General features: G+C 71.8%; 18 protein-coding genes. 8 read left to right on the plus strand and 10 right to left on the minus strand.

The window, feature by feature from the left end; genetic code table 11:
• Positions 1–7: 7 nt before the first annotated feature.
• Both LXT21_RS34670 and LXT21_RS34675 read left to right on the plus strand, forming a co-directional pair.
• The gene (locus LXT21_RS34670) at positions 8–4,438 is read left to right on the plus strand and encodes a DUF4215 domain-containing protein (protein ID WP_254042513.1); all 4,431 of its coding nucleotides are present in this window, start codon (positions 8–10) and stop codon (positions 4,436–4,438) included.
• Between the two features lie 105 nt (positions 4,439–4,543).
• Positions 4,544–8,245 carry a serine/threonine-protein kinase gene (locus tag LXT21_RS34675; protein ID WP_254042514.1) on the plus strand — a complete coding sequence of 1,234 codons (3,702 nt, stop codon included), beginning with the start codon at positions 4,544–4,546 and terminating at the stop codon, positions 8,243–8,245.
• Positions 8,246–8,261: 16 nt separating this feature from the next.
• Here LXT21_RS34675 and LXT21_RS34680 read toward each other — a convergent pair whose 3' ends face one another.
• The 4 genes from LXT21_RS34680 to LXT21_RS34695 all read right to left on the minus strand — a co-directional run bounded on the left by LXT21_RS34680 (position 8,262) and on the right by LXT21_RS34695 (position 12,165).
• Positions 8,262–8,624, minus strand: coding sequence for a hypothetical protein (locus LXT21_RS34680; RefSeq protein WP_254042515.1), 363 nt, complete (start codon positions 8,622–8,624; stop codon positions 8,262–8,264).
• A 172-nt stretch (positions 8,625–8,796) separates the two neighbouring features.
• The gene (locus LXT21_RS34685; protein ID WP_254042516.1) at positions 8,797–10,416 is read right to left on the minus strand and encodes a sigma 54-interacting transcriptional regulator; all 1,620 of its coding nucleotides are present in this window, start codon (positions 10,414–10,416) and stop codon (positions 8,797–8,799) included.
• 219 nt (positions 10,417–10,635) lie between these two features.
• Entirely contained in the window at positions 10,636–11,427 is a 792-nt protein-coding gene (gene infC, locus LXT21_RS34690; protein WP_256572242.1) for a translation initiation factor IF-3, read from the minus strand.
• A 180-nt stretch (positions 11,428–11,607) separates the two neighbouring features.
• Complete coding sequence (locus LXT21_RS34695) at positions 11,608–12,165, minus strand: GNAT family N-acetyltransferase (protein ID WP_254042517.1); 558 nt, start codon at positions 12,163–12,165, stop codon at positions 11,608–11,610.
• 208 nt (positions 12,166–12,373) lie between these two features.
• On the opposite strand from LXT21_RS34695, the gene LXT21_RS34700 reads away from it, so the two are divergent.
• Positions 12,374–13,459 carry an NAD(P)H-dependent flavin oxidoreductase gene (locus LXT21_RS34700; RefSeq protein ID WP_254042518.1) on the plus strand — a complete coding sequence of 362 codons (1,086 nt, stop codon included), beginning with the start codon at positions 12,374–12,376 and terminating at the stop codon, positions 13,457–13,459.
• A gap of 136 nt (positions 13,460–13,595) precedes the next feature.
• Positions 13,596–15,368, plus strand: coding sequence for a DUF6311 domain-containing protein (locus tag LXT21_RS34705; protein ID WP_254042519.1), 1,773 nt, complete (start codon positions 13,596–13,598; stop codon positions 15,366–15,368).
• Positions 15,369–15,372: 4 nt separating this feature from the next.
• Here LXT21_RS34705 and LXT21_RS34710 read toward each other — a convergent pair whose 3' ends face one another.
• Positions 15,373–16,269, minus strand: a complete 897-nt coding sequence (locus LXT21_RS34710) for a bestrophin family protein (RefSeq protein WP_254042520.1) — start codon at positions 16,267–16,269, stop codon at positions 15,373–15,375.
• 73 nt (positions 16,270–16,342) lie between these two features.
• Entirely contained in the window at positions 16,343–17,392 is a 1,050-nt protein-coding gene (locus LXT21_RS34715; RefSeq protein WP_254042521.1) for a serine hydrolase domain-containing protein, read from the minus strand.
• Positions 17,393–17,491: 99 nt separating this feature from the next.
• Between LXT21_RS34715 and LXT21_RS34720 the strand changes: the two genes are divergently transcribed.
• The gene (locus LXT21_RS34720) at positions 17,492–18,094 is read left to right on the plus strand and encodes a hypothetical protein (protein ID WP_254042522.1); all 603 of its coding nucleotides are present in this window, start codon (positions 17,492–17,494) and stop codon (positions 18,092–18,094) included.
• Between the two features lie 242 nt (positions 18,095–18,336).
• Here the strand turns inward: LXT21_RS34720 and LXT21_RS34725 are convergent, their stop codons facing one another.
• On the minus strand, positions 18,337–18,759 hold the full coding sequence (locus tag LXT21_RS34725) for a FixH family protein (RefSeq protein WP_254042523.1): 423 nt from the start codon (positions 18,757–18,759) through the stop codon (positions 18,337–18,339).
• Between the two features lie 213 nt (positions 18,760–18,972).
• On the opposite strand from LXT21_RS34725, the gene LXT21_RS34730 reads away from it, so the two are divergent.
• Positions 18,973–19,554, plus strand: a complete 582-nt coding sequence (locus LXT21_RS34730; RefSeq protein ID WP_254042524.1) for a hypothetical protein — start codon at positions 18,973–18,975, stop codon at positions 19,552–19,554.
• Positions 19,555–19,564: 10 nt separating this feature from the next.
• Complete coding sequence (locus LXT21_RS34735) at positions 19,565–20,212, plus strand: SCO family protein (protein ID WP_254042525.1); 648 nt, start codon at positions 19,565–19,567, stop codon at positions 20,210–20,212.
• Positions 20,213–20,219: 7 nt separating this feature from the next.
• Here LXT21_RS34735 and LXT21_RS34740 read toward each other — a convergent pair whose 3' ends face one another.
• Together LXT21_RS34740 and LXT21_RS34745 are read right to left on the minus strand one after the other, a co-directional pair.
• Entirely contained in the window at positions 20,220–21,530 is a 1,311-nt protein-coding gene (locus LXT21_RS34740) for an immunity protein Imm33 domain-containing protein (RefSeq protein WP_254042526.1), read from the minus strand.
• Between the two features lie 22 nt (positions 21,531–21,552).
• Entirely contained in the window at positions 21,553–22,488 is a 936-nt protein-coding gene (locus tag LXT21_RS34745) for a LysR family transcriptional regulator (protein ID WP_254042527.1), read from the minus strand.
• Positions 22,489–22,668: 180 nt separating this feature from the next.
• On the opposite strand from LXT21_RS34745, the gene LXT21_RS34750 reads away from it, so the two are divergent.
• Complete coding sequence (locus LXT21_RS34750) at positions 22,669–22,929, plus strand: hypothetical protein (RefSeq protein WP_254042528.1); 261 nt, start codon at positions 22,669–22,671, stop codon at positions 22,927–22,929.
• Between the two features lie 55 nt (positions 22,930–22,984).
• Here LXT21_RS34750 and LXT21_RS34755 read toward each other — a convergent pair whose 3' ends face one another.
• Positions 22,985–24,727 carry a carbohydrate-binding protein gene (locus LXT21_RS34755; protein ID WP_254042529.1) on the minus strand — a complete coding sequence of 581 codons (1,743 nt, stop codon included), beginning with the start codon at positions 24,725–24,727 and terminating at the stop codon, positions 22,985–22,987.
• Between the last annotated feature and the right edge of the window lie 65 nt (positions 24,728–24,792).

Raw genomic sequence — 24,792 nt, forward strand, 5'->3', positions numbered from 1 at the left:
ACCTCTCATGCCATCATCATCCATGCATCCCATCGCCATGAAGCGGGCCCGGACAGGCCCGTCCGTGGCCGCGCTCGCCCTGGCGCTCATCACCACCCTCACCGGCTGCCAGGAGCAGCAGCCCACCGCGCTCGCCTCGACCGAGGCGCCCCACGCCCAGCGCTCCGAGCTGGCCGGCCCCGTCATCGGTGACGGACGCATCCAGCCCGGAGAGGAGTGCGACGACGGCAACACGGCGAGCGGGGACGGCTGTTCGTCCACCGGCGCCATCGAGGCGGGCTACCTGTGTCACGTCCCCGGACGGGCCTGTTCGCTCGCCTCGCTGTGCGGCAACAACACGGTCGACCCGGGCGAGGCCTGCGACGACGGCAACACCGCGGCGGGCACCAACGGCTGCTCGGCCACGTGTGACTTGTCCCTGTGCGGCAACGGCGCGTTCAACAACCGCCAGTGGCCGAACTTCGACCAGGAGATCTGCGACGACGGCAACCGCACCGAGGGCGACGGCTGCAACCGGATGTGCGAGGTGGAGCCCGGCTTCGCCTGCACCGGCACGCCCAGCCGCTGCGTGAGGGCGGGCATCGCCTTCTTCAACACCGGCGTGGACCAGAACAACCGCCGCCTGGAGTCCGGCGCGGACCCGCACTGGTTCTACTCCAACACGACGACGGGCGCGGCCATCGGCGCGCGCAGCGCCAATGACTGGCCGCAGGAGATCCAGACCGCCACCTTCATGGTGGCCCCGCTGGGTGCCCCCACGTGCGTCTACCAGGACTTCATCATCCCCTCGACGACGAACGTGGCGCAGTTCCGCATGCGCATCGCCACGTTCAACGACAACTCGTTCGACGGCGCCACGGTCAACGGCCAGGCCTTCACGCCCGTCACCGTGAGCGAGCCCGCGGGCCAGCCGTGGCAGAAGAGCATCATCCGTGAGTTCGGCACCACGGCGGCCTGGAAGACGGGCCTCAACCGGCTGGAGCTGTGCAACGAGAACGAGGCGTCGCCCCCCAACGCGTTCCGCTACCTCTTCGTGGACGCCTACGACGACCGCTGCGGCGACGGCGTGGTGTCCCCCCGCGAGGAGTGCGACGACGGCGACACGAGCAACGGTGACGGCTGCAGCGCCACGTGCGGCATCGAGCCCGGCTACGGCTGCACCGGCCAGCCCAGCTCCTGCGCGGCGACGTGCGGCAACGGCCTGCTCAACCCCGGCGAGCAGTGCGACGACGGCAACCTCACCCCGAACGACGGCTGCAACGCGTCCTGCCGCGTGGAGTCCGGCTACGCGTGCCCCACCCCCGGCCAGGCCTGTGTCGCCACGTGCGGCAACGGCGCCATCGACGCGGGCGAGCTGTGCGACGATGGCAACAACATGTCGGGTGACGGCTGCTCCAACGCGTGCCGCATCGAGAACGGCTACGAGTGCTCGGGCGCGCCCTCCAACTGCGCGCCCACGTGCGGCAACGGCGTGCTCAACCCGGGCGAGCTGTGCGACGACGGCAACACGAACCTGGGTGACGGCTGCTCCAACGCCTGCACCCTGGAGCTGGGCTACACCTGCCCCACCGTGGGCCAGCCGTGCGTGAAGACGTGCGGCAACGGCACCGTGGACCCGGGCGAGCAGTGCGACGACGGCAACCTGAACTCGGGTGACGGCTGCGCCACCGAGTGCAAGCCGGAGCCGGGCTACTCGTGCAGCCGCCCCTCCAGCGGCCCGTCCGTGTGTGTCGCCACCTGCGGCAACGGCGCGCTGGACGCCAACGAGACGTGCGACGACGGCAACACCTCCGGCGGCGACGGCTGCAGCCAGGGCTGCGCGGTGGAGGCGGGCTACCAGTGCTCCGGCGCCCCGTCCACGTGCACCACCCTCTGCGGCGACGGCATCCGCGCGGGCGCCGAGACATGCGACGACGGCAACACCTCCGGCAACGACGGCTGCTCAGCCACCTGCGCCGTGGAGCCGGGCTACACCTGCCCGCCCCCGGGCACCGTGTGCTTCGCCACGTGCGGCAACGGCGTCCTCAACGCCGGCGAGACGTGCGACGACGGCAACACCACCTCCGGCGACGGCTGCTCCAACACGTGCGCCCAGGAGCCGGGCTACACGTGCAGTGGCCAGCCCAGCACCTGCGCCACCACCTGCGGCGACGGCACCGTGGCCGGCGGCGAGGTGTGCGACGACGGCAATCTGGAGAGCGGTGACACCTGCTCGCCGCGCTGCCTGTGGTCCAACGGCCAGCCCTGCGCCGCGTCCGGCGTCTGCGACAGCGGCCTGTGCAACCCCCACTCGAACGTCTGCGTCAGCCCCAACGTGTGCGGCAACGGGCTGCTCGACGAGGGTGAGCAGTGCGACGACGGTGACACCACCGGCAACGACGGCTGCTCGGCCACGTGCACCGTGGAGACGGGCTACACCTGCGCGGGCATCCCCTCCGCGTGCGCGGTGACGTGCGGCGACGGCGTCAAGGCCGCCGCCGAGGCGTGCGACGACGGCAACACCACCGCGGGCGACGGCTGCTCGGCCACCTGCACCATCGAGGCGGGCCACGGCTGCCAGAACACCAACGTGCACGCCATCTACACGCGGCTGGGCCGCTCGCAGTGCACCAGCGTGACGGACATCGCCCAGCCGGACCTGGCGGCGGCCGCCACCCAGGCGACGCTCACGGTGCCGGGCCGCTACCGCGCGGCCTATGTCTCCGGCGCGGTGAGCTACTCGGGCACCGACACCTGGTACCCGGGCCTGTTCGGCTTCAACCACGTCACCGGCGCGGGGACCCAGCGCTTCACGCTGGGCCGTCTGCCGGCGTCGGGCACGGTTTCGGCCACCCGTGACGCGGCCATGGGCCTGGGCTTCGGGCATCACCAGGACTTCGACGCGCTGAGCGGCGACGTGCGCCTGGCGCTCGTGGACACCGACTGCGCGGACAACAACAACACGGAGACGCAGGTGGCCTACCGGGTGGACTCGCTGTCCATCTGCCAGCTCATCCCCGTGCTGACGGACCCGGCGCCGGGCGGCGTGACGGACCCGGTCATCGGCGGCACCGGTTCGCCGGGCTCCACCATCGACGTCTACGTCGACGGTGGCACCACGCCGGTGTGCACCGTGGTGGTGGACGCCGCGGGCCGCTGGACGTGTGACTTGGGCAACATCCCCGAGGGTCCGCACTCGGTGGTCCTCACCTCCACGGAGGTGGGCGCCACGGAGACGGCTCCGCCGGTGAACATCACCGTCGAGCTGACCCCGCCGACGACGCCCGTCATCACGGGCCCCGCCAACGGCTCCACGGTGTCCAACAACACGCCGCCCATCAGCGGCACGTCCGACCCGGGCACCACCGTCACGGTGCGCGAGGGCGGCACCGTGGTGTGCACGGCCACCACCGACGCCAGCGGCCACTGGAGCTGCACGCCGACGACGCCGCTGCCCGACGGCACGCACACCATCACCGCCACCGCCGTCACCCCGCAGGGCAGCACCAGCGAGACCTCCACCCCGTCGACGTTCAACGTGGACACGGTGGCGCCCATCGCCCCCGTCATCACGGGCCCCACCAACGACTCCACCGTGTCCACCGGCACGCCGCCCATCGGCGGCACCGCGGAGCCCGGCTCCACGGTGACGGTGCGCGAGGGTGGCACCGTGGTGTGCACGGCCACCGCCGACGCCAGCGGCCACTGGAGCTGCACGCCCACGACGCCGCTGGCCGAGGGTCCCCACACCCTCACCGCCACGGCCACCGACGGCGCCGGCAACACCGGCCCCGCCTCGACGCCGGTGACGTTCACCGTCAGCACCGTCGTCCCTGGCGCGCCCGTCATCACGGGGCCCGCCAATGACTCGGTGCTGGCCGACTCCACGCCCGCCATCTCCGGCACGGCCACGCCGGGCACCACGGTGACGGTGCGCGAGGGCACCACGGTGGTCTGCACGGCCACCACCGACGCCAGCGGCCACTGGAGCTGCACGCCCACGACGCCGCTCGCGGACGGCCCGCACGACATCACCGCCACCGCCACGGACCCGTCCTCGGGCAACACGAGCGGGCCCTCCAACGTCGACACGTTCATCATCGACACGGTGCCGCCGGACACGTCCTTCAGCCGCACCCCGGGCGCGAGCTCCGGGAGCACCGAGGCCCCGTTCGCCTACGCCTCCAACGAGGTGGGCGTGACGTTCGAGTGCAGCCTGGACAACGGGCCCTACGTCCCCTGCCGGGACAGCTACGACGTCAGCGAGGGTGAGCACGTCCTGCGCGTGCGCGCCATCGACAGCGCGGGCAACGTGGACCCGACCCCCGCCGAGCACCGGTGGACGGTGCTCAACTCGCGCGCCTTCGCGGGCGGCGGTTGCAGCGCGGCGCCGGCCTCGTCCGCGGGCCTGGCCCTGCTGACCCTGTTGGGCCTGCGCCGTCGCAAGGCGCGTCGGTAGTCCGTCTTCCCACCGCCGGGGGGTCCACATCCCTTCCCCCAGTCCCCTGCCCCGGGGACTCGTGGACCTCCCGGCGGGTCTCCCCGCCTCGTCGCGCAACCCCGTATGCTGGGGGCCGTGGACAAGGCGGGGAAGACGCAGGAGAGGTACGAAGAGGAGCTGCTCCTCGCGCTGGACTACGGGCTCGTCTCCGCCGAGGAGGCGACCGCCCTGCGCGAGGAGGCGCTCGGCCTGGGCCGCAGCCCGCTGGAGCTCCTGCGCGCCCGGGGCGGGGTGAGCGAGCACACGCTGAGCACCCTGCGCGAGGAGCTGGGCCCTCCATTGGAGGAAGCTTCCAGTGGCAGTGGTGGCGCCCCGCTGGAGGCCACCACGTTGGACCCGCGCACGCCCCCGGTGGCGCCCCCCGTCGCCGCCCTGGCGGACGACGCGAGCGAGGCCCCCGTCTTCCCGGTGCCGGACTGGAACCGCTACCAGCCGGTGCGCTTCCTGGGTCAGGGCGGCATGGGGCAGGTGTTCCTGGCGTACGACCCGCTCTTGCGCCGCAACGTCGCGCTCAAGTTCGTGAAGGGCGGAGACCCGGAGCTGGCGAAGCGCTTCCTGTCGGAGGCGCGCGCCCAGGCCCGGGTGCGCCACGAGCGGGTGTGCGAGGTGTACGAGGTCGGCGAGGTGCAGGGGCGCGGCTACATCGCCATGCGCTACGTGGACGGCCAGTCGCTCGGGCAGCTGGCCGCCACGCTGACGCCGGAGCAGAAGGTGCTCGTGCTGCGGCAGGCCGCCGAGGGCGTCCACGCCGCCCACCGCGCGGGCCTGGTGCACCGGGACATCAAGCCCGGCAACATCCTGGTGGAGCGCACCGAGGACGGGGGCTACGCGCCCTTCGTGATGGACTTCGGCCTGGCGCGCGACTGGCGCGAGGAGGCGGGCCAGAGCGGCCTGGTGATGGGCACGCCCCACTACATGGCCCCCGAGCAGGCCCGCGGGGACACCTCCCGGCTGGACCGGCGCGTGGACGTCTGGGGCCTGGGCGCCACGCTGTACGTGCTGCTCACCGGCCAGACGCCCTTCGCCGGCGGTGGCCAGGACGTCATCACCCGCGTGCAGACGGAGGAGCCGCTCCCGCCGCGCGCGGTGGACCGGGACATCCCCGAGGACCTGGAGGCCGTGGTCCTCAAGTGCCTGGAGAAGGAGCGCTCGGCCCGGTACGACTCGGCGCGCGCGCTGGCGGATGACCTGGAGCGCTTCCTGGGCGGGGAGCCGGTGCACGCGCGGCGGGGCGTGGGCTACCGGCTGCGCAAGAAGGCGCGCAAGCACCGCGTGGCCCTGAGCCTGGCGGTGGCGGCGCTGACGGTGGTGGCGCTGGCGCTGGGGCAGGCGGTGGTGGCGCGCAAGGAGGTGGCCGAGCGCGAGCGGCTCACCCGCAGCTTCACCGAGCGGGTGGAGCGCATCGAGGCGGCCGCGCGCTACTCCTTCCTGTCGCGCCTGCACGACACGCGCGAGGACCAGCAGGCGCTGCGCGCCAGCATGGACGCGCTGGAGGTCGAGGTGCGCGAGGCGGGCGAGCACGCGGTGGGCCCCGGCCACTACGCGCTGGGCCGCGCGCTGCTGGCGCTGGGCGACGTGGAGGGCGCCCGGGCGCGTCTGGAGTCCGCGTGGCGCCACGGCTACCGCGAGCCCCGCGCGGCCTGGGCGCTGGCGCTGGTGCTGGGGGACCAGTACCGCGAGAAGCTGCTGTTGGACGTCGAGCGGCGGAGCCAGGAGCAGCGCGAGGCGCGCCGGCGTGAGCTGGAGCAGCGCTACCGCGACCCGGCGCTGGCCTACCTGCGCCAGGCCGAGGGGCCGGACGTGCCCGCGCCGCCGCAGTACGTGAAGGCCCTGTTCGCCTTCCACGAAGGGCGCCACGAGGAGGCCCTGGCGCACCTGGACGCCATGGGCAACACCCTGCCCTGGTTCTACGAGGCGCCCCTGTTGCGCGGCGACGTGCACCTGGCCCGCGCCACCGCGCGCTGGCACCAGGGCGACAGCGCGGGCTCCCAGTCGGATTTGGAGGCGGGGCGGCGCGCGTATGCCCAGGCCATCTCCACCGCGGAGAGCCAGCCGGACACGCACTACGCGCTGGGGCGCCTGGAGCTGGCGGCGCTCGTGATGGAGCTGTACGGCTCCGGCGACGTGCAGCCGCCGTACGAGCGGGGCCTCGTCGCCCTGGGGCGCGCGCTCGAGGCCGCGCCCGGCCACCCGCGCTCGCTCGTGGTGCTGTCGCGGCTGCACCGCCGGCTGGGCGAGCAGCACGCCAACCAGAACGCCACGGACGTGGAGGCGCTCTTCGGCAAGGCCATCGACGCGGCGCGCGCCGCGCTGAAGCTCGCGCCCCCCAGCGAGCGCGTCACGCTGGAGCTGGCCATCATCCACCGGCTCTGGGCGCGCCACCTGCAGCGGCTCTCGCAGGACCCGCGCGAGCAGCTGGGCCATTCCATCGAGGCCTTCGAGCAGCTGGGGCCCGGGGAGCGCGACTACGCCTTCTACGCCAACCTGGGCGTGACGCATCAGGTGTGGGCGGACTACGAGAGCGGGCTGGGCCTGGACTCACTGGAGCACCAGGGCAAGGCCATCGACGCGCACCTGGCCGCCATCCGCCTGCGGGAGACGCAGGCCGACGCCTGGATCAACCTGGGCAACGCCTACCGCGCACGGGCGGGCCTCACCCGGGCGCCGGACGCGCAGGGGGACCTCACCCGCGCGCTGGAGGCCATCCAGCGCGCGCTCGCGCTGAACCCGCGCAACGTCATCGCCTGCTACCAGGGCGCGGACGTGTCCGAGCAGCTCGCGCGCTGGCGCCAGGAGCACGGCCAGGACCCGAGGCCTGACTTGGAGCGGGCGCTCGCGCTCTACCGCCAGGGCCGCGACATCAACCCCAAGCTGCCCCAGCTCACCAACGGCCTGGGAGGGGCCCTGCTGTGGTGGGCCGAGCAGCGCTGGGAGGAGGGCGAGGACGTGGAGGCCCTGCTGAGCGAGGCGCGCGCGGCCTTCGAGCAGGCGCGCGAGGCGGCCCCCCAGCAGAGCTACGCCTACAACAACCTGGGCGAGGTGGAGGCGGTGCGCGCGGGCTTCCTCCTGGCGCGCGGGCAGGACCCGTCCCCGGGCCTGAAGACGGCGGAGGCCGCCTACCGCAAGACGCTGGAGATGATGCCCGGCGACGCGGACGTGTGGACCAACCTGGCCCGGGTGCACGTGCTCGCGGCCACGCACGCGCTGCAGGAGCGGCGCGACGTGGCGCCCCGGCTCACCCGCGCGCAGGAGGCACTGGACCGCGCCCGGGAGCTCAACCCACGGCTGGGCTACGCGTGGCGCTACCAGGGCGCCCTCTTCGACGTGCACGCGCGCGAGCGGGTGCGCCTGGGCACCGCGAGGGAGGAGGACTTCCGGCGGACCCAGGAGGCGCTCGCCCAGGCGGTGGAGCTGTCCCCCCGCCGCCACGAGTACGTGCTGGCCGCGAGCGAGCTCGCGCTGGCCTGGGGGCGCTGGAAGGCGCGCGCGGGACAGGACGCGACCGAGGTGCTGACGCGCGCCTTGGAGGACGTCGAGCGCATCCTCGCGGCCCGGCCGAAGTGGGCCCGGGCGCAGCTGCTGCGCGCCGGGCTCCTGTGGGCGCTGGCGGAGGGCTCCGCCGTGCCCGAGCAACGTCAGGCGTGGACGACGCGTGCCCGCGCCGACGCGGAGCAGGCGCTGGCGAAGAACCCGCACCTGGCCTCGACATGGAAGGCGCGGCTGGCACCGGACCTGGAGCTGTCCGCGCGGCCCGCCGCGCCCTGAGGCGTGCGCCCGACGACTACTTCTTCGGCTCCTCGGGCGGGTCCGTCGTCACGTCCAGGCCGCCCTTCTTCGTCTCCGCGTTGGAGCCGATGAAGCTCTTCGCCTGCTGTGAAGGCGGGGGGGCGGGAATCACGACGTCGAACGGGTAGACGCGCTTGAGGCACGTCTGCGTCACGTGCTGGTCGCTCTCCTGCGCCAGCGGGCTGGAGGTGTCCAGGACGAAGGAGCTCGACCCCGAGAGGCAGGTGGTCCCGTCCTTGAAAACCACCTGGGCGGAGGCGACGCCGTGCAGCTTGAACTCCACCTCCTCGCCGTGCTTCACGATGTTCGAGGGGCTGTAGATGATGTCGTCGGACGTGATGGTGACGGTGACAGTCATGGGCCGTGACTCCTTCCGGGTTGGAACCGCAGACGCGGTGTGGATTGCAGGCACCGTACCAGAGGCGACCGACGTGCCCGTCCCTCGAAGCGAAGGCGTCACCTGCTCACGCGGCATGCACGCGGACACGTCAACGACGCGTCATCCCCGAGGACTGACGTGTCCGGAGTGATTACGCGTCCGACAGGCCCAGCTCGCGCACGCGGCGCTGGAGCGCGCGGCGGGAGACCTCCAGCCGCTGCACCATCTTGTCCAGATCTCCCGCGCACTCCTGGAAGCAGCGGGTGATTTCCTCCGGGCTCAAGTCCCGGGCGGTGCGGATGAGCGAGCTCTTGTCGATGAGCACGTAGACGGACGGGCGGGGGATGCCGAGGAAGTCCGCGGTGGCCTTGAGGTCCCACGAGCACGCGCGCAGCGCCTCGAGCAGCTCGGCCTCGCCCACCTCCGAGGGCTTGCGCCGCGAGGACTTCGCCTCCCCCGCCGCCTCGGGGACACCCGCCCCGGCCGGGGCCAGCACCCGCCCGGGCACCGGCAGCGACTCGGCGTCCAGCGTCTGCTCCAGCCGCGAGTCCACGCGCAGACCGGGCAGGCCCCGGCTGCCGATGACGAGCTGCCGGGTGATGTTGCGCAGCTGCCGCACGTTGCCGGGCCACGCGTAGCGCACCAGCCGCACCGCGACGGACGCGGGCAGCCAGGGCGCCGCGCGCGGGTCCGTGGGCGCCAGCCGCCAACCCTCGCCCGTCGTCTCCAGCTCCTGCCGGGCGAAGTGGAGGAACAACGGGCCAATGTCCTCGCGCCGCTCGCGCAGGGGCGGCACGCGCAGCTCGAAGCCCGCCAGCCGGTGGAGCAGCGGCGCCTTGAACAGGCGCTCCTCGATGCGGGCCTCCAGGTTGGAGTCCGTGGCGGCCACCAGCCGCACATCCACGGGCACCGGCGTGTGCCCGCCCACCGGGTACACCTCGCCCGTCTCCAGCACGCGCAGGAGCGCGGCCTGCACCTCGGCGGGCGCCTCGCCCACCTCGTCCAGGAACAGCGTGCCGCCGTGCGCCGCGCGGAAGAAGCCATCCCGGTCGCGGCTCGCGCCCGTGTACGCGCCGCGCTGCGCGCCGAACAGCTCCGCGGCCACCAGCTCCTTGGAGAGCGCGCCCAGATTCACGCTGACGAACGGCCCCGAGCGGCGCGGCCCCTGCTCGTGGATGGCGCGCGCCACCAGCTCCTTGCCCGTGCCCGTCTCGCCGCGGATGAGCACCGGCACCGCCAGGTCCGCCACCCGCAGGATGTCGTCGCGGAGCTGCTGGAGGGACTGGCTCTGCCCCACCAGCCCCAAGTCCCGATGGACCGACGGGGGCACCGTCGACGCCAGGTGCAGCAGCAGCACCACGCGCTCGGCGAGCACCAGCGGCACCCCGGCCACCAGCTCCTCCTGGGTGAACTCCCGGCCCCCGGCCACCGACTCACCGGCCACGCACACCTGGGTGCCATCCTCCGGCACGCGCAGGCGCAGGCCCCCGTGGGACGCGGGCTCGAAGAGCACCGGCGTCCGGCTCAGGAAGGGGTCTCCCAACGGCAGCGCCAGGAGCCCTCCGGGACGCGAGAAGTCCGGGGCATTGCGCGACAACGCCGCCGTCCGGCCCACGCTGGCGAGCACCTCCAACAGGAGCCGCTCCCCGATGCGCTGGGGGTGGGGATGGGACACGACTGTCAGCGCTGGCACACTCCGCGGGGCCGTCGCGGGTGAGCCTTTCGTCTGCACGGCGGTCGTCGACATGTCGGCGGCGAGCTTCTGCTGCATGGGGCTGAGTTCGGTTTACAGGTGCTTCCAACCTATCAGCCTACACCGGCTCGACAGCGGTTGTTCGCCTGGACCGCATCCACCGGACAACCCGGCGACCGCCCGCCTTGGCCCTCCCGCCGCGCCACCTCATTCCAGGGAGACTGGAAGAGGACCGGCGCGGGCCGGGAGCGTTTCCCCTACGCGGTGGAGGTCATCCACCGCGTGCGGGGCGTCTTCTCAGGCGGGAGTCTCCGTCGGGGCGGACGCGGGCGCGGGCGCGGTCTCCTCGGCGGGGGTGGTGCTGCTCGCCGCGGCGGGCTTCTCGGCCGAGGGCTTCTCGGCGGAGGCGGCGGCGGGCTTCTCGGCCGAGGGCTTCTCGGCGGAGGGCGGCGGGCTGCGCTTGGCCTCGGCCGCGGCGGCGCGGACCTGCTCGCGGGCGCGCTGGGCCACCTTCGGATTGGGCGCCAGAATCATGAACATCAAGCGCCCTTCCATCCGCGGCGGCTGCTCCACCACGGCGACATCCTTCAGGTCCTTCGCCACGTCATCGAGGATGGCGGTGCCCTGCTCCTTGTGCGTGATTTCACGCCCGCGGAACTGGATGACGACCTTCGCCTTGTCACCCTCTTCGATGAAGCGGCGCGTGTTGCGGACCTTGAAGTCGTAGTCGTGGTCTTCCGTCTTCGGACGGAGCTTCACTTCCTTCAGGTGGACCACGACCTGGGCACGCTTGGCTTCCGAGGCCTTCTTCTTCTCCTCGTACTTGAACTTGCCGTAGTCCATGATCTTGCAGACTGGCGGCGAAGCCATCGGGCTGATCTCGACGAGGTCCAGACCCTCGGAGCGCGACTTCTCGAGCGCGGCCTCGAGCGGCATGACGCCCAGCTGCTCGCCCCCCGAGCCGATGACGCGGACTTCACGGGCGCGGATGCGGCGGTTGGTCCTCTGGTCGCGGCTCTGGCCGCGGCTGCTTCTCTGATCACGAAGAATGTTGCGCTCCTTCGAAGGGGTGTAGGACCTGCTACCCAAGGGTGTGGCAGGTCGCGAAGTTACGGCATGGCTCGGGTGAACCGAACCTTGAATCTAATCGCTCCCTTGCCCGGTGAGAAAGGGAGCTGGCGGGGTGTACACGCCCCCGGGGCGAGGACTAGCCCACCGGCGGACATAACACCAGGGCCCCCGACGTGCCCTGGAATCCCACGCGTGGGGTCAGCCAATGGACGGACCCGCGCGGCGGGCCCGCCACTCCTCGCGGCTCTGTCCCCAGAGCTCCACCGTGGCGGCCTCGAAGGGGGCGGGGAGTCTGCCGGGCCCCCTCAGGCGCGCGCCCAGCCGGAGCGCCACCTGTTGGGAGGGCGTGTTCTCCGGGGCGATGGAGTGGATGATGTCCGTCCAGCCCAGGTGGTCCACCGCCCAGTCCATGGCGGCGCTGGCGGCCTCGGTGGCGTAGCCCCGGCCCCAGGTGTCCTTCAGCAAGGACCAGCCGACCTCGGTGCCCGGCCAGCCCTCGGGGCACCAGGGGCCCACCCGGCCGATCCACCGGCCCGTGGAGCGCTCCAGGACGGAGAACATGGAGAAGCCCTGCAGCGCCCAGCCGCCGGCCATCCCGCACATGCCGCGCCAGACGACGGAGCGCGGCTGCACCCCACCGATGTGCCGCGCCGAGTCCGGGTCGGACATCAGGGTGACGAAGCCCTCGAAGTCCTCGAGCGCCGTGGGGCGCAGGAGGAGGCGCGCGGTTTCAATCCTCGGTCCTGGTGCTTGCATGGGGTTCCTCGCGAAGAGCCAAGGCGCGGGAGGGTGGCACCCGGCCCCCACTGGGGCAAGCGCTCCTGGAGCCCTCGCGAGGCCCGTGCCCACAAGGCGGGCTTCTTCGCGCCTTTATCGGAAAAGAGGCATGTCCGGCCGCCTGCCCGGACATCGCCGGGGTGGCTCGCTACGACAGGGCACCTGGAACGACGACGAGGGCTTTTCCATGTGGACCGACACGCGCGTGGCACGGAGGCTGGGAACCCGGCTCCCCCTGGTGCAGGGGCCGTTTGGCGGAGGGATGTCCTCGACGCGGCTGGCGGCGGCCGTGTCCGAGGCGGGAGGGCTCGGCTCGTTCGGCGCCCACCACCTGAGCGCCGCGAACATCGAGGCCACCGTCCGGGAGCTGCGGGGGCTCACCTCGCGCCCGTTCGCCATCAACCTGTGGGTGCCATTGGAGGGTGAGAAGGCCCTGCGCCCGACGCCCGCGGAGTTCGAGGCGGCCGTCGCCCGGCTGAAGCCCTGGTACGACGAGCTGGGGCTGGCGCTGCCCACGTATCCGAGCGCGTTCTCGCAGGACTACGAGGCGCAGGTGGAGGCGGTGCTCACGCTCAAGCCGCCGGTGTTCAGCTTCATCTTCGGCATCCCCTCGGCGCGGGTGCTGGAGGCGTGCCGGGCGGCGGGCATCATCACGGCGGGCACGGCGACGAACGTGGACGAGGGGCTGGCGCTGGAGGCGGCGGGCGTGGACCTCATCGTCGCCTCGGGCAGTGAGGCGGGAGGCCACCGGGCCTCGTTCCTCCGCCCCGCCGAGGAGTCCCCGGCGACGACGGCGCTGGTGCCCCAGTTGGCGGACCGGGTGAAGACGCCGCTCATCGCCTCGGGTGGCATCGCGGACGGACGGACGGTGGCCACCGCGCTGGCGCTGGGGGCCGAGGGTGTGCAGGTGGGCACGGCGTTCCTCGCGTGCGAGGAGTCCAACGCGAGCGACGCCTACCGTCAGGCCCTGCGCGAGGAGTCCGCGCGAGGCACGGTGCTCACGCGCGTGTTCTCCGGACGCTACGCGCGCGGCATCAAGAACCGCTTCCTGCGGGAGCTGACACCGCACGAGCGGGAGGTGCCGCCCTACCCCATCCAGAACTGGCTCACCCAGCCGCTGCGCCAGGCGGCGGCCCGGCAGGGACGCGAGGACTTGCTGTCGCTGTGGGCGGGACAGAACGCGCCCCTCATCCGGCACACGCAGGCTGCGGCACTGGTCGACTTCCTCGAGAAGGACACCACGCGCGTGCTGGGACGGCTCGCGGGACTGTAGAAGCCGGGCGCTCAAGACCCCGTCGCCAGCGCCGGAGGACAGGCTTTCGAGCCTCGTCCTCACGACCGCCCGGGTTGGCGCGTTCCGCCCCGCCTCGCCTTGACGGGGTGGGAAGTCCCGTGCTCAAGCACCGCCCATGTCGGACGCGAGTGACTCCAGCACCGCCCTGCCTCCTGCCGCCCCGCCGTCACCGCCCGCGGGGGCATCGCGCCGACGGTCCTTCCTCCAGTGGTGCGACGAGCAGCAGGGCCCGCTGCTGGGCGCGCTCGCGGGGCTGCTCACGTTCCTGGTGACGCTCGGCGCCGGAGCGCTCCAGCCTGGCCGCATCGGCTGGCTCATCCGCGACGACTTCAGCCAGCACCTGATGGGGTGGCTCTACTTCCGGCAGGCCCCGCTGGGCTTCCCGCTGGGGGCGACACCCAATTACATCCATCCGCTGGGGACCTCGCTCGGGTACACGGACTCGATGCCCTGGGTGGGCCTGTTGCTGAGGCCCTTCTCCCCGCTGCTGCCCACGACCTTCCAATATGTCGGCCCGTGGCTGTGCCTGTGTCTCATGCTGCAGGGCGCGGCGGCGGCCTGGGTCGCCCGGCGCCTGGGCGCTTCCAGGTTGCAGCAGGCGTGCGTGGGCGCGCTGTTGGTGCTGTCCCCCACGCTGTTGTCGCGGATGGCCCTGTCGCACGTCGCGCTCTGCACCCACTGGCCCCTGGTCCTGCTCGTCGGGCTGCACCTCGTCCCCCAGCCGGACGCGCGCGCGGCACGACAAGCCCTCTGGCTGGCGCTGGCGCTCTGCGCGTTCACCGCGGGCATCCACCCCGTCATCGCGGTGATGACGCTGCCGCTCGCGGTCTCCCTCTGCGTGCGCACGGCGCTGGAACGACAGCTGCCCGTGAAGGTGCCGCTGCTCGCGGCCGTGGCGTGTGTCGCGGCCATGCTGGGGCTCTTCTTCGTGTTCGGCTACCTGGGCACCCGGACGCCCGTGGGCGCGGGCGGCTTCGGCGAGTTCTCCGCGGACCTCAACACGCTCTTCAACCCGCACGGCCACCACTACAACTGGTCGCGCCTGCTGCCCTTGTTGCCCCGGCTCGGGGGCCAGTACGAGGGGTTCGGCTACCTCGGCGCCGGAGGACTTCTCGGGGCCTTGCTCGCGGCCGTCCTGCTCGCGCGCCAGCCCGCGCCACACCTCGCGCTGTGGCGACGCTGGCTCCCCGTGAGTGTCTTGTCGGTGGGGCTCGCCTTCTTCGCCCTGTCCTGGCGGGTGACCTTCCTGGGCAAGGACGTCGCCGACCTGTCCGCGCTCTATCGGCCCGTGCTGCCGTGGGTCGAGGCGTTCCGCTCCTCGGGGCGCTTCATCTGGCCCCTGTACTACCTGGTGCTCCTGGGCGGCGCGCTGGTGCTCGCGCGGAGGCTGAGCCCCTCGCGGGCCACCCTGCTCGCGGGCGTGCTGCTCGGCCTCCAGGTGATGGACCTCAACCTGGGCGAGGGACGGCAGGCGAACCAGGGCACGGGCCGCTGGGGCACGTCTCCCTCCCCCGAGCTCACCGCGGCGGCGAAGGGACGCGAGCACCTGGTCCTCTATCCGCCGCAGATGCACGACAGCTCGGGACGGGGCTGCCGCGCGGGCCCCTCGGACTACCACCGCTGGGCCTACCGCGCGTACCTGCTCGGCCTCACGTTCAACAGCGGCTACGTGACACGGCTCGACGACGCTCGCGCGCAGGAATACTGCCTGGGCCTGGACGCGGACGTCGCGGCGGGCCGGCTGGACTCGCGCACCGTCTACCTGTCCATCCCGGCACGCGTCGCCCAGCTCCAGCGAATCCCGGGCACGCGCTGCACGCCCGAGGATGGCCTGTGGATGTGTGTCCACGACGCGCCCTCGGACGCGGCGCCGGTGACGGGCCGCTGAGGGCTCACGTCGTCGGGGGCGACTGCTGCGGCTGCGGCTGCGCGGGGATGATGGCCGTCAGGTTGGCGTAGATGGTGGAGCAGATGAGGTCCAGCGGCAGGTCGTTGTCGTCGTGGCCGAAGGGGTCCTCGATTTCGACGCCAATCTCCTCGATGCCGAAGAACACATACGCGACGCAGAACGTGGCCAGCACCGTCAGCCCGCCCAGCGCATCCAGCAGCGCGAAGGGCAGCGTGTAGCAATACACGAGCAGCGCGCGGCGCAGGTGCATCACGTACGCGAAGGGGATGGGCGTCTTGCGGATGCGCTCACAGCCGCCGAGGTAGTCGAGGAGGAGCTGGACATTCTGGTCCAGTTGCATCTGCACGTACTCGGAATAGCGCCCCTCGCGACGGCCGGCGTCGAGCAGCGCGCTCAGCTTGCGCGTCACCGCGAACGGCACATGCTGGGCGCCCATCACCTGGGCCACTTCGTCCGCGGGGAGCTCCTGCGCCAGCGGCCCCAGCGACGCCTTGCCTCGCAGCGACGACGCGGAGGCGAAGGGGAAGGCCGCGGTCCACCTCAGAATCGCGGTGTAGAGGACGGGGTGCGCCTGGAGGAAGACGCCCGAGGCACGCGCCAGGTTGCGCGTCTCGTTGACGATGCCACCCCAGAGCTTCCGGCCCTCCCAGAAGCGGTCGTAGGAGGAGTTGGTGCGGAAGACGAGCAGGAGGCTCAGCGAGATTCCGGCCAGCGTGTGCACCGTGGCGGGGATGCTCACCGAGCGGACGTGGGTGTGGAAGAGGGCGACGCCCAGGGACCACAGGACGCAGACCATGACTCGGGCCACGATTTCGCGGACCATCGAGCCCTTGAGGTAGTGGAAGTAACTCCACCAACGATGCGGGTCGTACTCAACCATGGTGTCGGGGGGCGTAACCTGCCACGCCCTCGACAGGGGGCCGCAACCTTTTTCGGAAGGGGTGTCGCGCCAGCTACTCCGGCGGCTGCGCGATGAGACGGGAGAGCAGCGCGAAGCCCGGGCCCTCCAGGGGCACGCGTCCCCGGAGTGCGGCGAACAGCGACCACCCGTGGTCCGCCAGGAGCACCACGCCGGTGTCCGCCGTGGGGACCAGGCCGATGAAGCCCACATAGCCCCCCATCACCGACGAGCACCACGCCACGGTGTGGCCCCTCACCTGGGAGAGCGACCAGCCCAGCCCCATGCGCACCTTGCCCGCCTCCGCGCGAGGAACCCAGGTCATCGAGAGCGCGCGCGCAAGGCCCGCGTCCTCGCGGCCGAGGCACGCGTCGAGGAAGTTCAACACATCGAGCGCTGTGGAGTGGAGCGCGCCGGCGCCGGGGAGCGCGGGGAAGGTCCACGCGGGCACGGGGCGGCCTCGCGCGGTGTGGCCTGGGAGGAGCCTGGGCGCCATCTCCTCCGTCACGCGCGCCGAGGTGTCGTTCATCTTCAGCGGCTTGAAGAGCCAGTCACGGAGCGCGTGCCCGTAGTTGACGCCCGCGCGGCGTGAGAGCGCATGTCCCAACACGCCCATGCCGAGCAGGGACTCGGAGAAGGGGCGCGGGGGTGGAGAGGCTGGGTGGTAGCCGCGCAGGAAGTCGCCGAAGCGCTGGGCGGAGTAGTGGCCGAACGGGTCCTCCGGCCGCGACTCGGGCGCGTCCAGGTTGGGCGGCAGGTGAGGCATCCCGGAGGTGTGGGTGGCGAGCTGTTCCAGGGTGATGCGCCCCGCGTCGGCGTCAGGAAGGAGCGCGCGGGGAATCACCTCGCCGAGCGTCATGTCCAGCCGCGCCTGTCCCTTGTCCACGAGCAGGGCGAGCAGCGCGCCGGTGAAGACCTGCGTGAGGCCGCCCAGGCCGAAGACCGCCTCGTAGGCAGGCGGGTTGCCCATCTTCCGGTAGGTCTGGACATGGCCCTCACCGCGCCAGGTGACTCCGGCGCACAACGATGCCGAGCGATAGCTCCGCACATAGCGGCGGGTCTCCTCCGCGATGAAGTCGACGGCGATGGACGGTGGTGGGGTCACCAGGCTCCTCTACACCAAGGACGCGGTGGGCCGCAGCGTCACTTCCCGATTGCCCGGACGTGCGCGCCTGACCATCGTGGGCGGCAAAGGAGAAGGTGAATGCTCGCAGGTCTCGCAGCGGATGGAACGTATGCGGCAGGGGCTCGCCACACGATGGACGTGAGCGCCGAGGACGCCTGGAGGAACTGGGCCGAGGGCTCGGGCCTGGGGCGCTGGCTGTCTTCTCCGCGCACGGCGCTGAAGGAGGGCGAGCGGACGACGCTGAAGGATGGGACGGAGGTCCTCGCGGTGCGGGTGCGGCCGCCGGCCCTGCTCCGCATCCGGCTGACGCGCGCGGACTGGCCGCGTCCGAGGACCGCGCAGCTCCGCGTCCTCCCCGCCGCGCGAGGGCACACCGTCGCGTTGCACATGGAGGGGCTCCCCGACGCGGCGTCGCGCGCCGGCTACATCCAACAGTGGAAGAAGGCGCTGAGCGGCCTGACCTCCCAGCCCGCGAAGAAGAAGGCCAGCGCTCGCGGCGGGGCCACGAAGAAGACCGGCGCCAAGGCAGCCTCGAAGCGGAAGGCAGGCGCCAGGAAGGCCCCGGTGAAGAAGGCGGGTACCCGAGCCGCGCCAACGAACAACAAGACGGCCAAGGCCGCGACGAAAAAGAAGGCAGGTCCCGGGAAGAAGCCCGCCTCCAGCAGGACTCGCACCGCGTAGCGGGCACCACGCGTCGCGTCCACGGCGACGCAGCGAATCGCGACGCGGACACAACGACACGGCAAGGGGCTGGCACCGAAGACCCCGCGATGCCTCAGTCCCGAGGCACCTTCAGAAGGGCTGGCGTTGACGACGACACAGCGAACCACGTCGCGGTGACAACGACACGCGATGCGGCAGGCCGCAGGCCCCTCATCGCGCGGAAGCCTCAACCTCCGCCACGCCCTACCTGAGCGCGGTCCTCACCTCCCCAGCTTGAGCGTCACGCTCGCGGTGTCCGACTCCCGTCCCGCGAGCGTGAACCGCAGCTCCCACGTCCCCGGCATGAACAGGTCGAGCTCCGACACCTCGAACACCCCCTCCGAGCGCGACGTGATGCGTGGTGCCTCATCGATGCCATGTCCCATGGACGGCATCCACGGCTGCACCTTCAGCGCCAGTCCCTGAGCGAGCTTCCCGTTCGCCGCATCCGAGACGCGCACGGTGAAACGCTGCGGTCCGCGCTTCAACGGCGTCGTGGTGGACAGCACCTTCACGTGCCACCGCCCTGAAGCACTCTGCGTCATCCCCACCACCGACTCCGCGGCGCTCGCCTCGGCCTGGGCTCGTGGCGTCGCGAACGCCGGAGCCCCCGACAACATCATCCACACGACCCATGTCCTCACGTCGACGCTCCATGGACGCGTGTCATCACCACGCCCCACGGTGACTGTACCCAGACACGTCCACCGTCCCCTTGCGGCATGTTGCCGCAACCAGGCATGCGTCCCGCCCCTGCGACAATTCACCGCGTTCGCCACGACGAGGCTTGAGCCAAGGTCGTCAGCACGATGTCCGCGCCCGCTCATCCACCCACACATCGTCGCCCCTCCTCGGCGATGCTCTGGTTCCTCACGCTGCTGGAGTGGCTGGGCATCCTCCTCTTCGTGCTGACGTGCGCCGCGCTCGTCGGCGTCATCGGGAGGACGCTGCACGAAGGACGTCCGGCGCCCCCCCATGCGGCCGTGCTCCCCGACTACGGCCCCCTGCCCGCCTTCTCCCTGAGCGACGACGCGGGCCACCCGCTCGAGAACAAACACCTCCGAGGCCGCGTCACCCTGCTCCACTTCCTCTCCGCGTCCGACCTCCAGCCCTCGGGCCTGCTCGCGGTGCACTCGAGGCTGGAAGCCTACGGGCTCGGCGTGGACATCCTCCTCGTCACGCGGGATGAGCCACCCGTTCCCCTCCCCAGTCCCCTGCCTCGCGGCTGGCGCAGGCTGTGGCGCGCAGACGCCCTGGAACAGGCGGTGCGCGGGGTGACACGTGGACATCCCGCACCAGACGCCACGTCCCTGCTGCTCCTGGTGGACCCCCTCGGCTCCGTGCGCGGCATCTACACGGACGCCCTCACCCGACCCGAAACCGCTCGTCAGGTGGAGGAGGACGCTCGATGCCTCGACACCTGCGGGCTCCAGCGCTGAGCACCTGTCCATGAACACCCGGCCCCGCCGTCACCTCCTCCCCGTGCTCGCGGTCTGCGCGAGCCTCAGCCTGCTCGTCGTGGGTGCGTGGCCCTGGCTCCAATCACGCACCCTCGAGGCGAAGGCCCGGAGCCTCCCCGACTTCGGCCCCCTGCCCCACTTCGAGCTGCAGGACCAGGAGGCCCGCGCCTTCACCCAGGCCCACCTCGAGCGCCGCGTCGTCGTCGCGGACTTCTTCTTCACCCGCTGCCCCACCGTCTGCCCGCTGCTCACCGAGCGCATGGCCCGGCTCCAGCGACGCGCTCGCGAGCAGGACGTCCCGGTGCACTTCGTGTCCTTCAGCGTGGACCCGCGCCACGACACGCCCGAGCGACTCGCCGCCTACGCCCGGGACCACGCCCTCGACACCGCCAACTGGAGCCTGGTGACAGGCCCCCTGGAACAGGTGGAGACCACCGTCCTGCAAGGCTTCCGCGTCATGATGGGCCGAGCCGAGGAAGCAGACGAGGACGACTTCCTCTCCCTCTTCCACGGCGAGCACTTCATCCTGGTGGACGCCACCGGCCGGCTCCGCGGCTACTACCGCGTGACGGAGGACCCCCAGGGGCTCGAACAGCTCCTCGAGGACGCCTCCGCCCTGGCTCGCGCCGCGCGCTGACGGACCGCTACCCGTCGTCCTCCACGTAGCGCCCCGCCTCCAACCGGAACAGCGCTCCGACAGGCGCATCCAGGATGGCCTCGAGCGCGGGCGCACGACGGACCAGCTCACGCAACGAGACGAGCACGAGCGTCGACGCATCATTCGTCGAGCCCTTGGGTTCCTCGCCCGAAGAGAACGCCCAGCCGCTGTCGCGGGGGTTGTGCGGCTTCATCCGCTCCGCGAAGCGGATGGGCTTGCCGCCCTCCAGGAGGGTCCGCGTGACGATGGCGCTCTGGCTCAGCAGCCGCAGCTTGCGCATCGTCCGCTGCCGCTCCTCGGTGCCCAGCTCCACGCGGATGAGGACGACACGCCCCTCGGCATCGAAGTGACGGCTGACGGTGAACACACCATCGCCCCACCGGTTGCCGCACCCCACCGTCCTCGCGCCCGCCAGCTCCAGCAAGGCCGCGTCCTCGGGGCTCGCGCGCAGCAGCGCGTTCAACTTCTCCAGGTTGCAGTGGGGCCGGTAGTCCACGCCCACGTCCAGGTTCTCCTTCTCGATGCGCTCCTGCGTGGGCGTCGCCTTCTCCCCCACCGCCTCCATCGGCACGTCCTTCCACCCGAAGACGCCCTCCCCGAAGTCCGTCGCCCCCACCTGCTTCGCGAGCGCGGCGGCGTCCTGGCCATGGAACACGAAGTCCGCCAGCCCATCGGCCGGCTGCCACATGCGGAAGCTCCCCAGCGGCAGCAGGCCCGCGAAGAACAGCTGCCCGTGCTCCACCATCACCCCGGCGACCTCGTCCGAGCGCACCGCCTTCGCGCCCTCCTCCACGACGACGTCGACCGAGCGCCAGCGCCCCTTGAACTCCCCCTCGGGCATGGGCACCCCCACGACCCGCAGCCCCCGGTCCTTCGGCAGCCCGTCCACCGCCACCGCCCACAGCCCGTTGTACTTCACGACCCCCAACCCGCCGCCGAACTCCACCGCCCGACGGGCGCGCTCGACATGCGTCACGCGCTCGGACAGCACCTCCGCGCGCGCATCGAAGCCCTTCTGCTTCGCGAAGTCGTCGAAGTGGGCGATGGCGTCCTGGGGATTCGTGCGGTCGAAGAGGAAGCGCGCGTCGAACTCCCGGTCATACGCCTTGCCCGCCGCCTCCGCGTCGCGGCCCACCAGCCGCAAATCCCACGCCTCCGGGTCCTTCTTGCGCGGCGACGCGGGCGGCTCGTCGTGACGCCAGAAGCGCCCCAGGCCGGGGTCCAGGATGACGAGGATGCCCTCGGGCAGGTCGACGTGTCCCAGCTCGACGGTGACGGACTTGGAGGTACGGGCCATCCCGCCACCCTACCCCACCCGCTCACCGTCCCGACGCGGCCTGACGGACCTCCCCCCGCGCGCGGAAGGGCGCGAACAGCTCCACCGCCCAGTCCACGAAGGCGCGCAGCTTGGCGTTCATGTGCCGGTTCTGCGGATACACGATGAAGACCGGGAACGGCTCGCAGCGCCATTCAGGGAACAGCCGCACCAGCGCGCCACTCGCCAGGTGGGGACGCGCGACGAACTCCGGCAGCTGCGTCACGCCCAACCCCGCCAACACCGCCGACAGGTGCGCCGTGCTCTCGTTCACCGCCACGCTGGCGCGCCCCAGCACCTCCAGCCGCTCCTCCCCCTGCAGGAACGACAGCGGAATCACCCGCCCCGTCCGCGTGGAGAAGTAGCTCACGATGTCGTGGCCATCCTGCAGGCCGGTGGGATGCGCCGGAGTCCCTCGGCGCTTCAGGTAGCCCGGCGTGGCGCAGGACACGAACTCCAGCTCGCCGATGCGTCGGCCGACCAGGGCCGGGTCCGGCAACACGCCGCCGCGAATCACACAGTCCACGCCGTCGCCCACCAGGTCCACCGAGCGGTCCCCCACCCCCAGCTCCAGCTGGATGTCCGGGAACTTCTCCCGGAACGACGGCAGCGCGGGGATGAGCAGGAAGTTGGACACCGACGAGCCCGCATCCACCCGCAGGCGCCCCCGGGGCCGCGTGCGCGCGCTCGACACGTCCGCCTCGATGTCCTCCAGGTCCGCCAGCAGCCGGGCCGTCCGCGCGTAGTAGGCCGCGCCCTCCGGCGTCACCGTCACCCGCCGCGTGGTGCGCTGGAGCAGCTTGACCTGGAGGTGCGCCTCCAGCCCCTGCACCAGCTTCGTCACGGAGGGCTTGGGCATCTTCAACGTGTCCGCGGCCCGGGTGAAGGTGCCGGCCTCCACCACCCGGGCGAACACCCGCATCGCGGTGAGCTGGTCCATGACGTCGTCCTCGAAGGGCCCAGGGAGGGAGTCCCCGGGACCCCATGATTCTTACCTGAATGAAAACATCCGCGTCCCCAGCCATCGACTGTCGACAAGGCTGGAACAGCCGCCACCCTGAGACTTCAGTCACCGGATGATGTTAGTCTTTGGACTCCCCTTCACAAGAGGTGGTCCCCCATGAAGACGTGGCTCGCGGTGACGTTGGGCGCGGTGGTTGGACTCGCGGCGGCGGTGGTTCCCCCGGCGGCCGTCGCAGGCGCCTCGGAGCAGGAGCACGAGCAGACGGACCCCTCGGCCTATCCCGGCCCGTGCTTCCTGGAGCTCATCTGCCCGAACGGCTCGGTGCTCCGGTGCAACGGCGCCTGGGAGTGCGACTACGGCGGCAACTGGATTCGCTGCGACGGCGCCGCCTGGGGTTGTGACGGCACCAGCACCTGACACACCGGCGTGTTGCCGGGAGCCCGCGGCGGCTCCCGGCGTGCTCACGCCATGCTCACGGCGCGACGTCGAGGAGCCCCACGCCCTTGGTGTGCCACTCGGTGCCGGGGGCGGTGCGAAGGTCATCGGCGGGGGGCGACAGCAGCTCCCAGAGGGCGGCGTTCTGGGGCGGCACCTTGTTGGTGTTCTGCGCCCGCGCCCGGTAGAGCTGGCCGTCGTGCATCACCAGCGCGCCCGTGGCGTACGTCACCTCCGGTGAGTTGGGGGCGCGGACGGCGCGGTCGGTCCACATCTCCAGCGCTCGCGTCGCGGTGCCCGCGGGCAGGCCGGTGTTCACGAAGGTGAGCGCGGGGACGGCGCCGTTCACGTTGCCGGTGGCCGTCACGGTGCCCACGGTGCCGGTGCCGCCCGTGAGGCCCGAGACGAGCCGGCGGCTGCCCTCCCAGCGGTTGTCCTTGAAGGTGATGGGCGAGGTGACGGTGTTCGCCTTGCTCAGCACCACGCCCGGGTCCGTGGAGGTCGGATACACGCTCTGGTAGCCGAACTCGAGCCCTCGGAAGGCGTTGCGCTCCCAGAGGAACTTCGAGCCCGTCCCCACGGTGCCGCCGAACCAGATGCCCAGCGACAGCGTGTCCGCGAAGTAGTTGTCGGTGAAGTCCACGTCGAGCGGCCCGTCGCCCGTCTCCGGCTGGGCGAAGAAGTTGAGCAGCGCGCCCGCGCCCCCCACGAAGACGTTGTGGTGGAAGCGGATGCGGCCCGAGCGCACCGTGGCCTGGGAGTTGTTGTCCTGGTACTGCTGGAACACCGCGCGCCAGTCGATGGCCCCGAAGGCGAAGACGTTGTGGTGAACCTCCGCGCCGTCGCCCAGGCTCTGAATCTGGAGCGTCTCGCTGCCGGTGCGCACCAGCCGGTTGTTGTAGACCTTCAGATTGCTGGCGAGCGGCGTGGGCGCGCCCTGCGTGGAGCCGAAGTAGATGGCCTCGCTGGCGGTGTCGTGGATGTAGAGGTCGTGCAGCTTGATGTCATTGAGCGGAGGCGCCACCCCGCCGCTCGCCGCGCGATTGATGCGCACGCCGGCGAAGCCCGAGCGGGTGACCTCCAGGTACTCGAGCTCGAAGCTGTGCGCGCCTCCGATGCCCACGCCCATGTGGCCATCGCTCAGGAAGATGCCATCGCTCAGGATGCCGTAGCGGTTGCGCGACGTGGCGTACTGGCCGCAGCGGTGGCCGGGGAAGTCCGCGTGGCCGGTGCCGGAGTCCGGGTCATACCGGCCGGTGAGCACCCAGTTCGAGCCACCGTCCATGGACCAGATGTAGCCCTGCGTGCTGCCCGCCTTGGGACGGATGACCACCTGTCCGCCCTTGTTGGTGATGACCAGCGGCCGGCTCGCCGGGCGCTGCGGCAGGTTGCCCAGGTTGATGAGCGTGTAGTTGCCCGCGGGGATGTAGAGCCGGTCCAACGTGCTCCAGTCCACGTTGGGGTACCGCGTCTGCACGTTGGGGATGTACATCTCCCCGTTGGTCGCGTTGGGCCCCGGCAGCGTGAGGGTGTTGCCCGGCGGGCCGAAGCGGCCGAACGGCTCGCACGCGGCCTCGGGGACGCCACCGCCATCGGCGTTGCCCGCGCCGCCATCCGCGGGTGGGTTGCCGGCGTCCGCCGTCAGCCCACCATCCGTGGTTCCGGCATCCGCCGTGCCTGCGTCACCCAGCAAGTCCGGGCCCTCATCGGGCGGATCCTCCGACGAGCAGGCCGACGTGAGGCAGACGACGAGACACAGCGCGGAGAGACTCCGAATCATGATGTGGCTCCTGAGGGGAAGGAGACCACCAGACTAGCCCGACTCCACGCGGGGCCGCGCGACTT

Source organism: Myxococcus guangdongensis, assembly GCF_024198255.1.
GTDB lineage: Bacteria > Myxococcota > Myxococcia > Myxococcales > Myxococcaceae > Myxococcus > Myxococcus guangdongensis.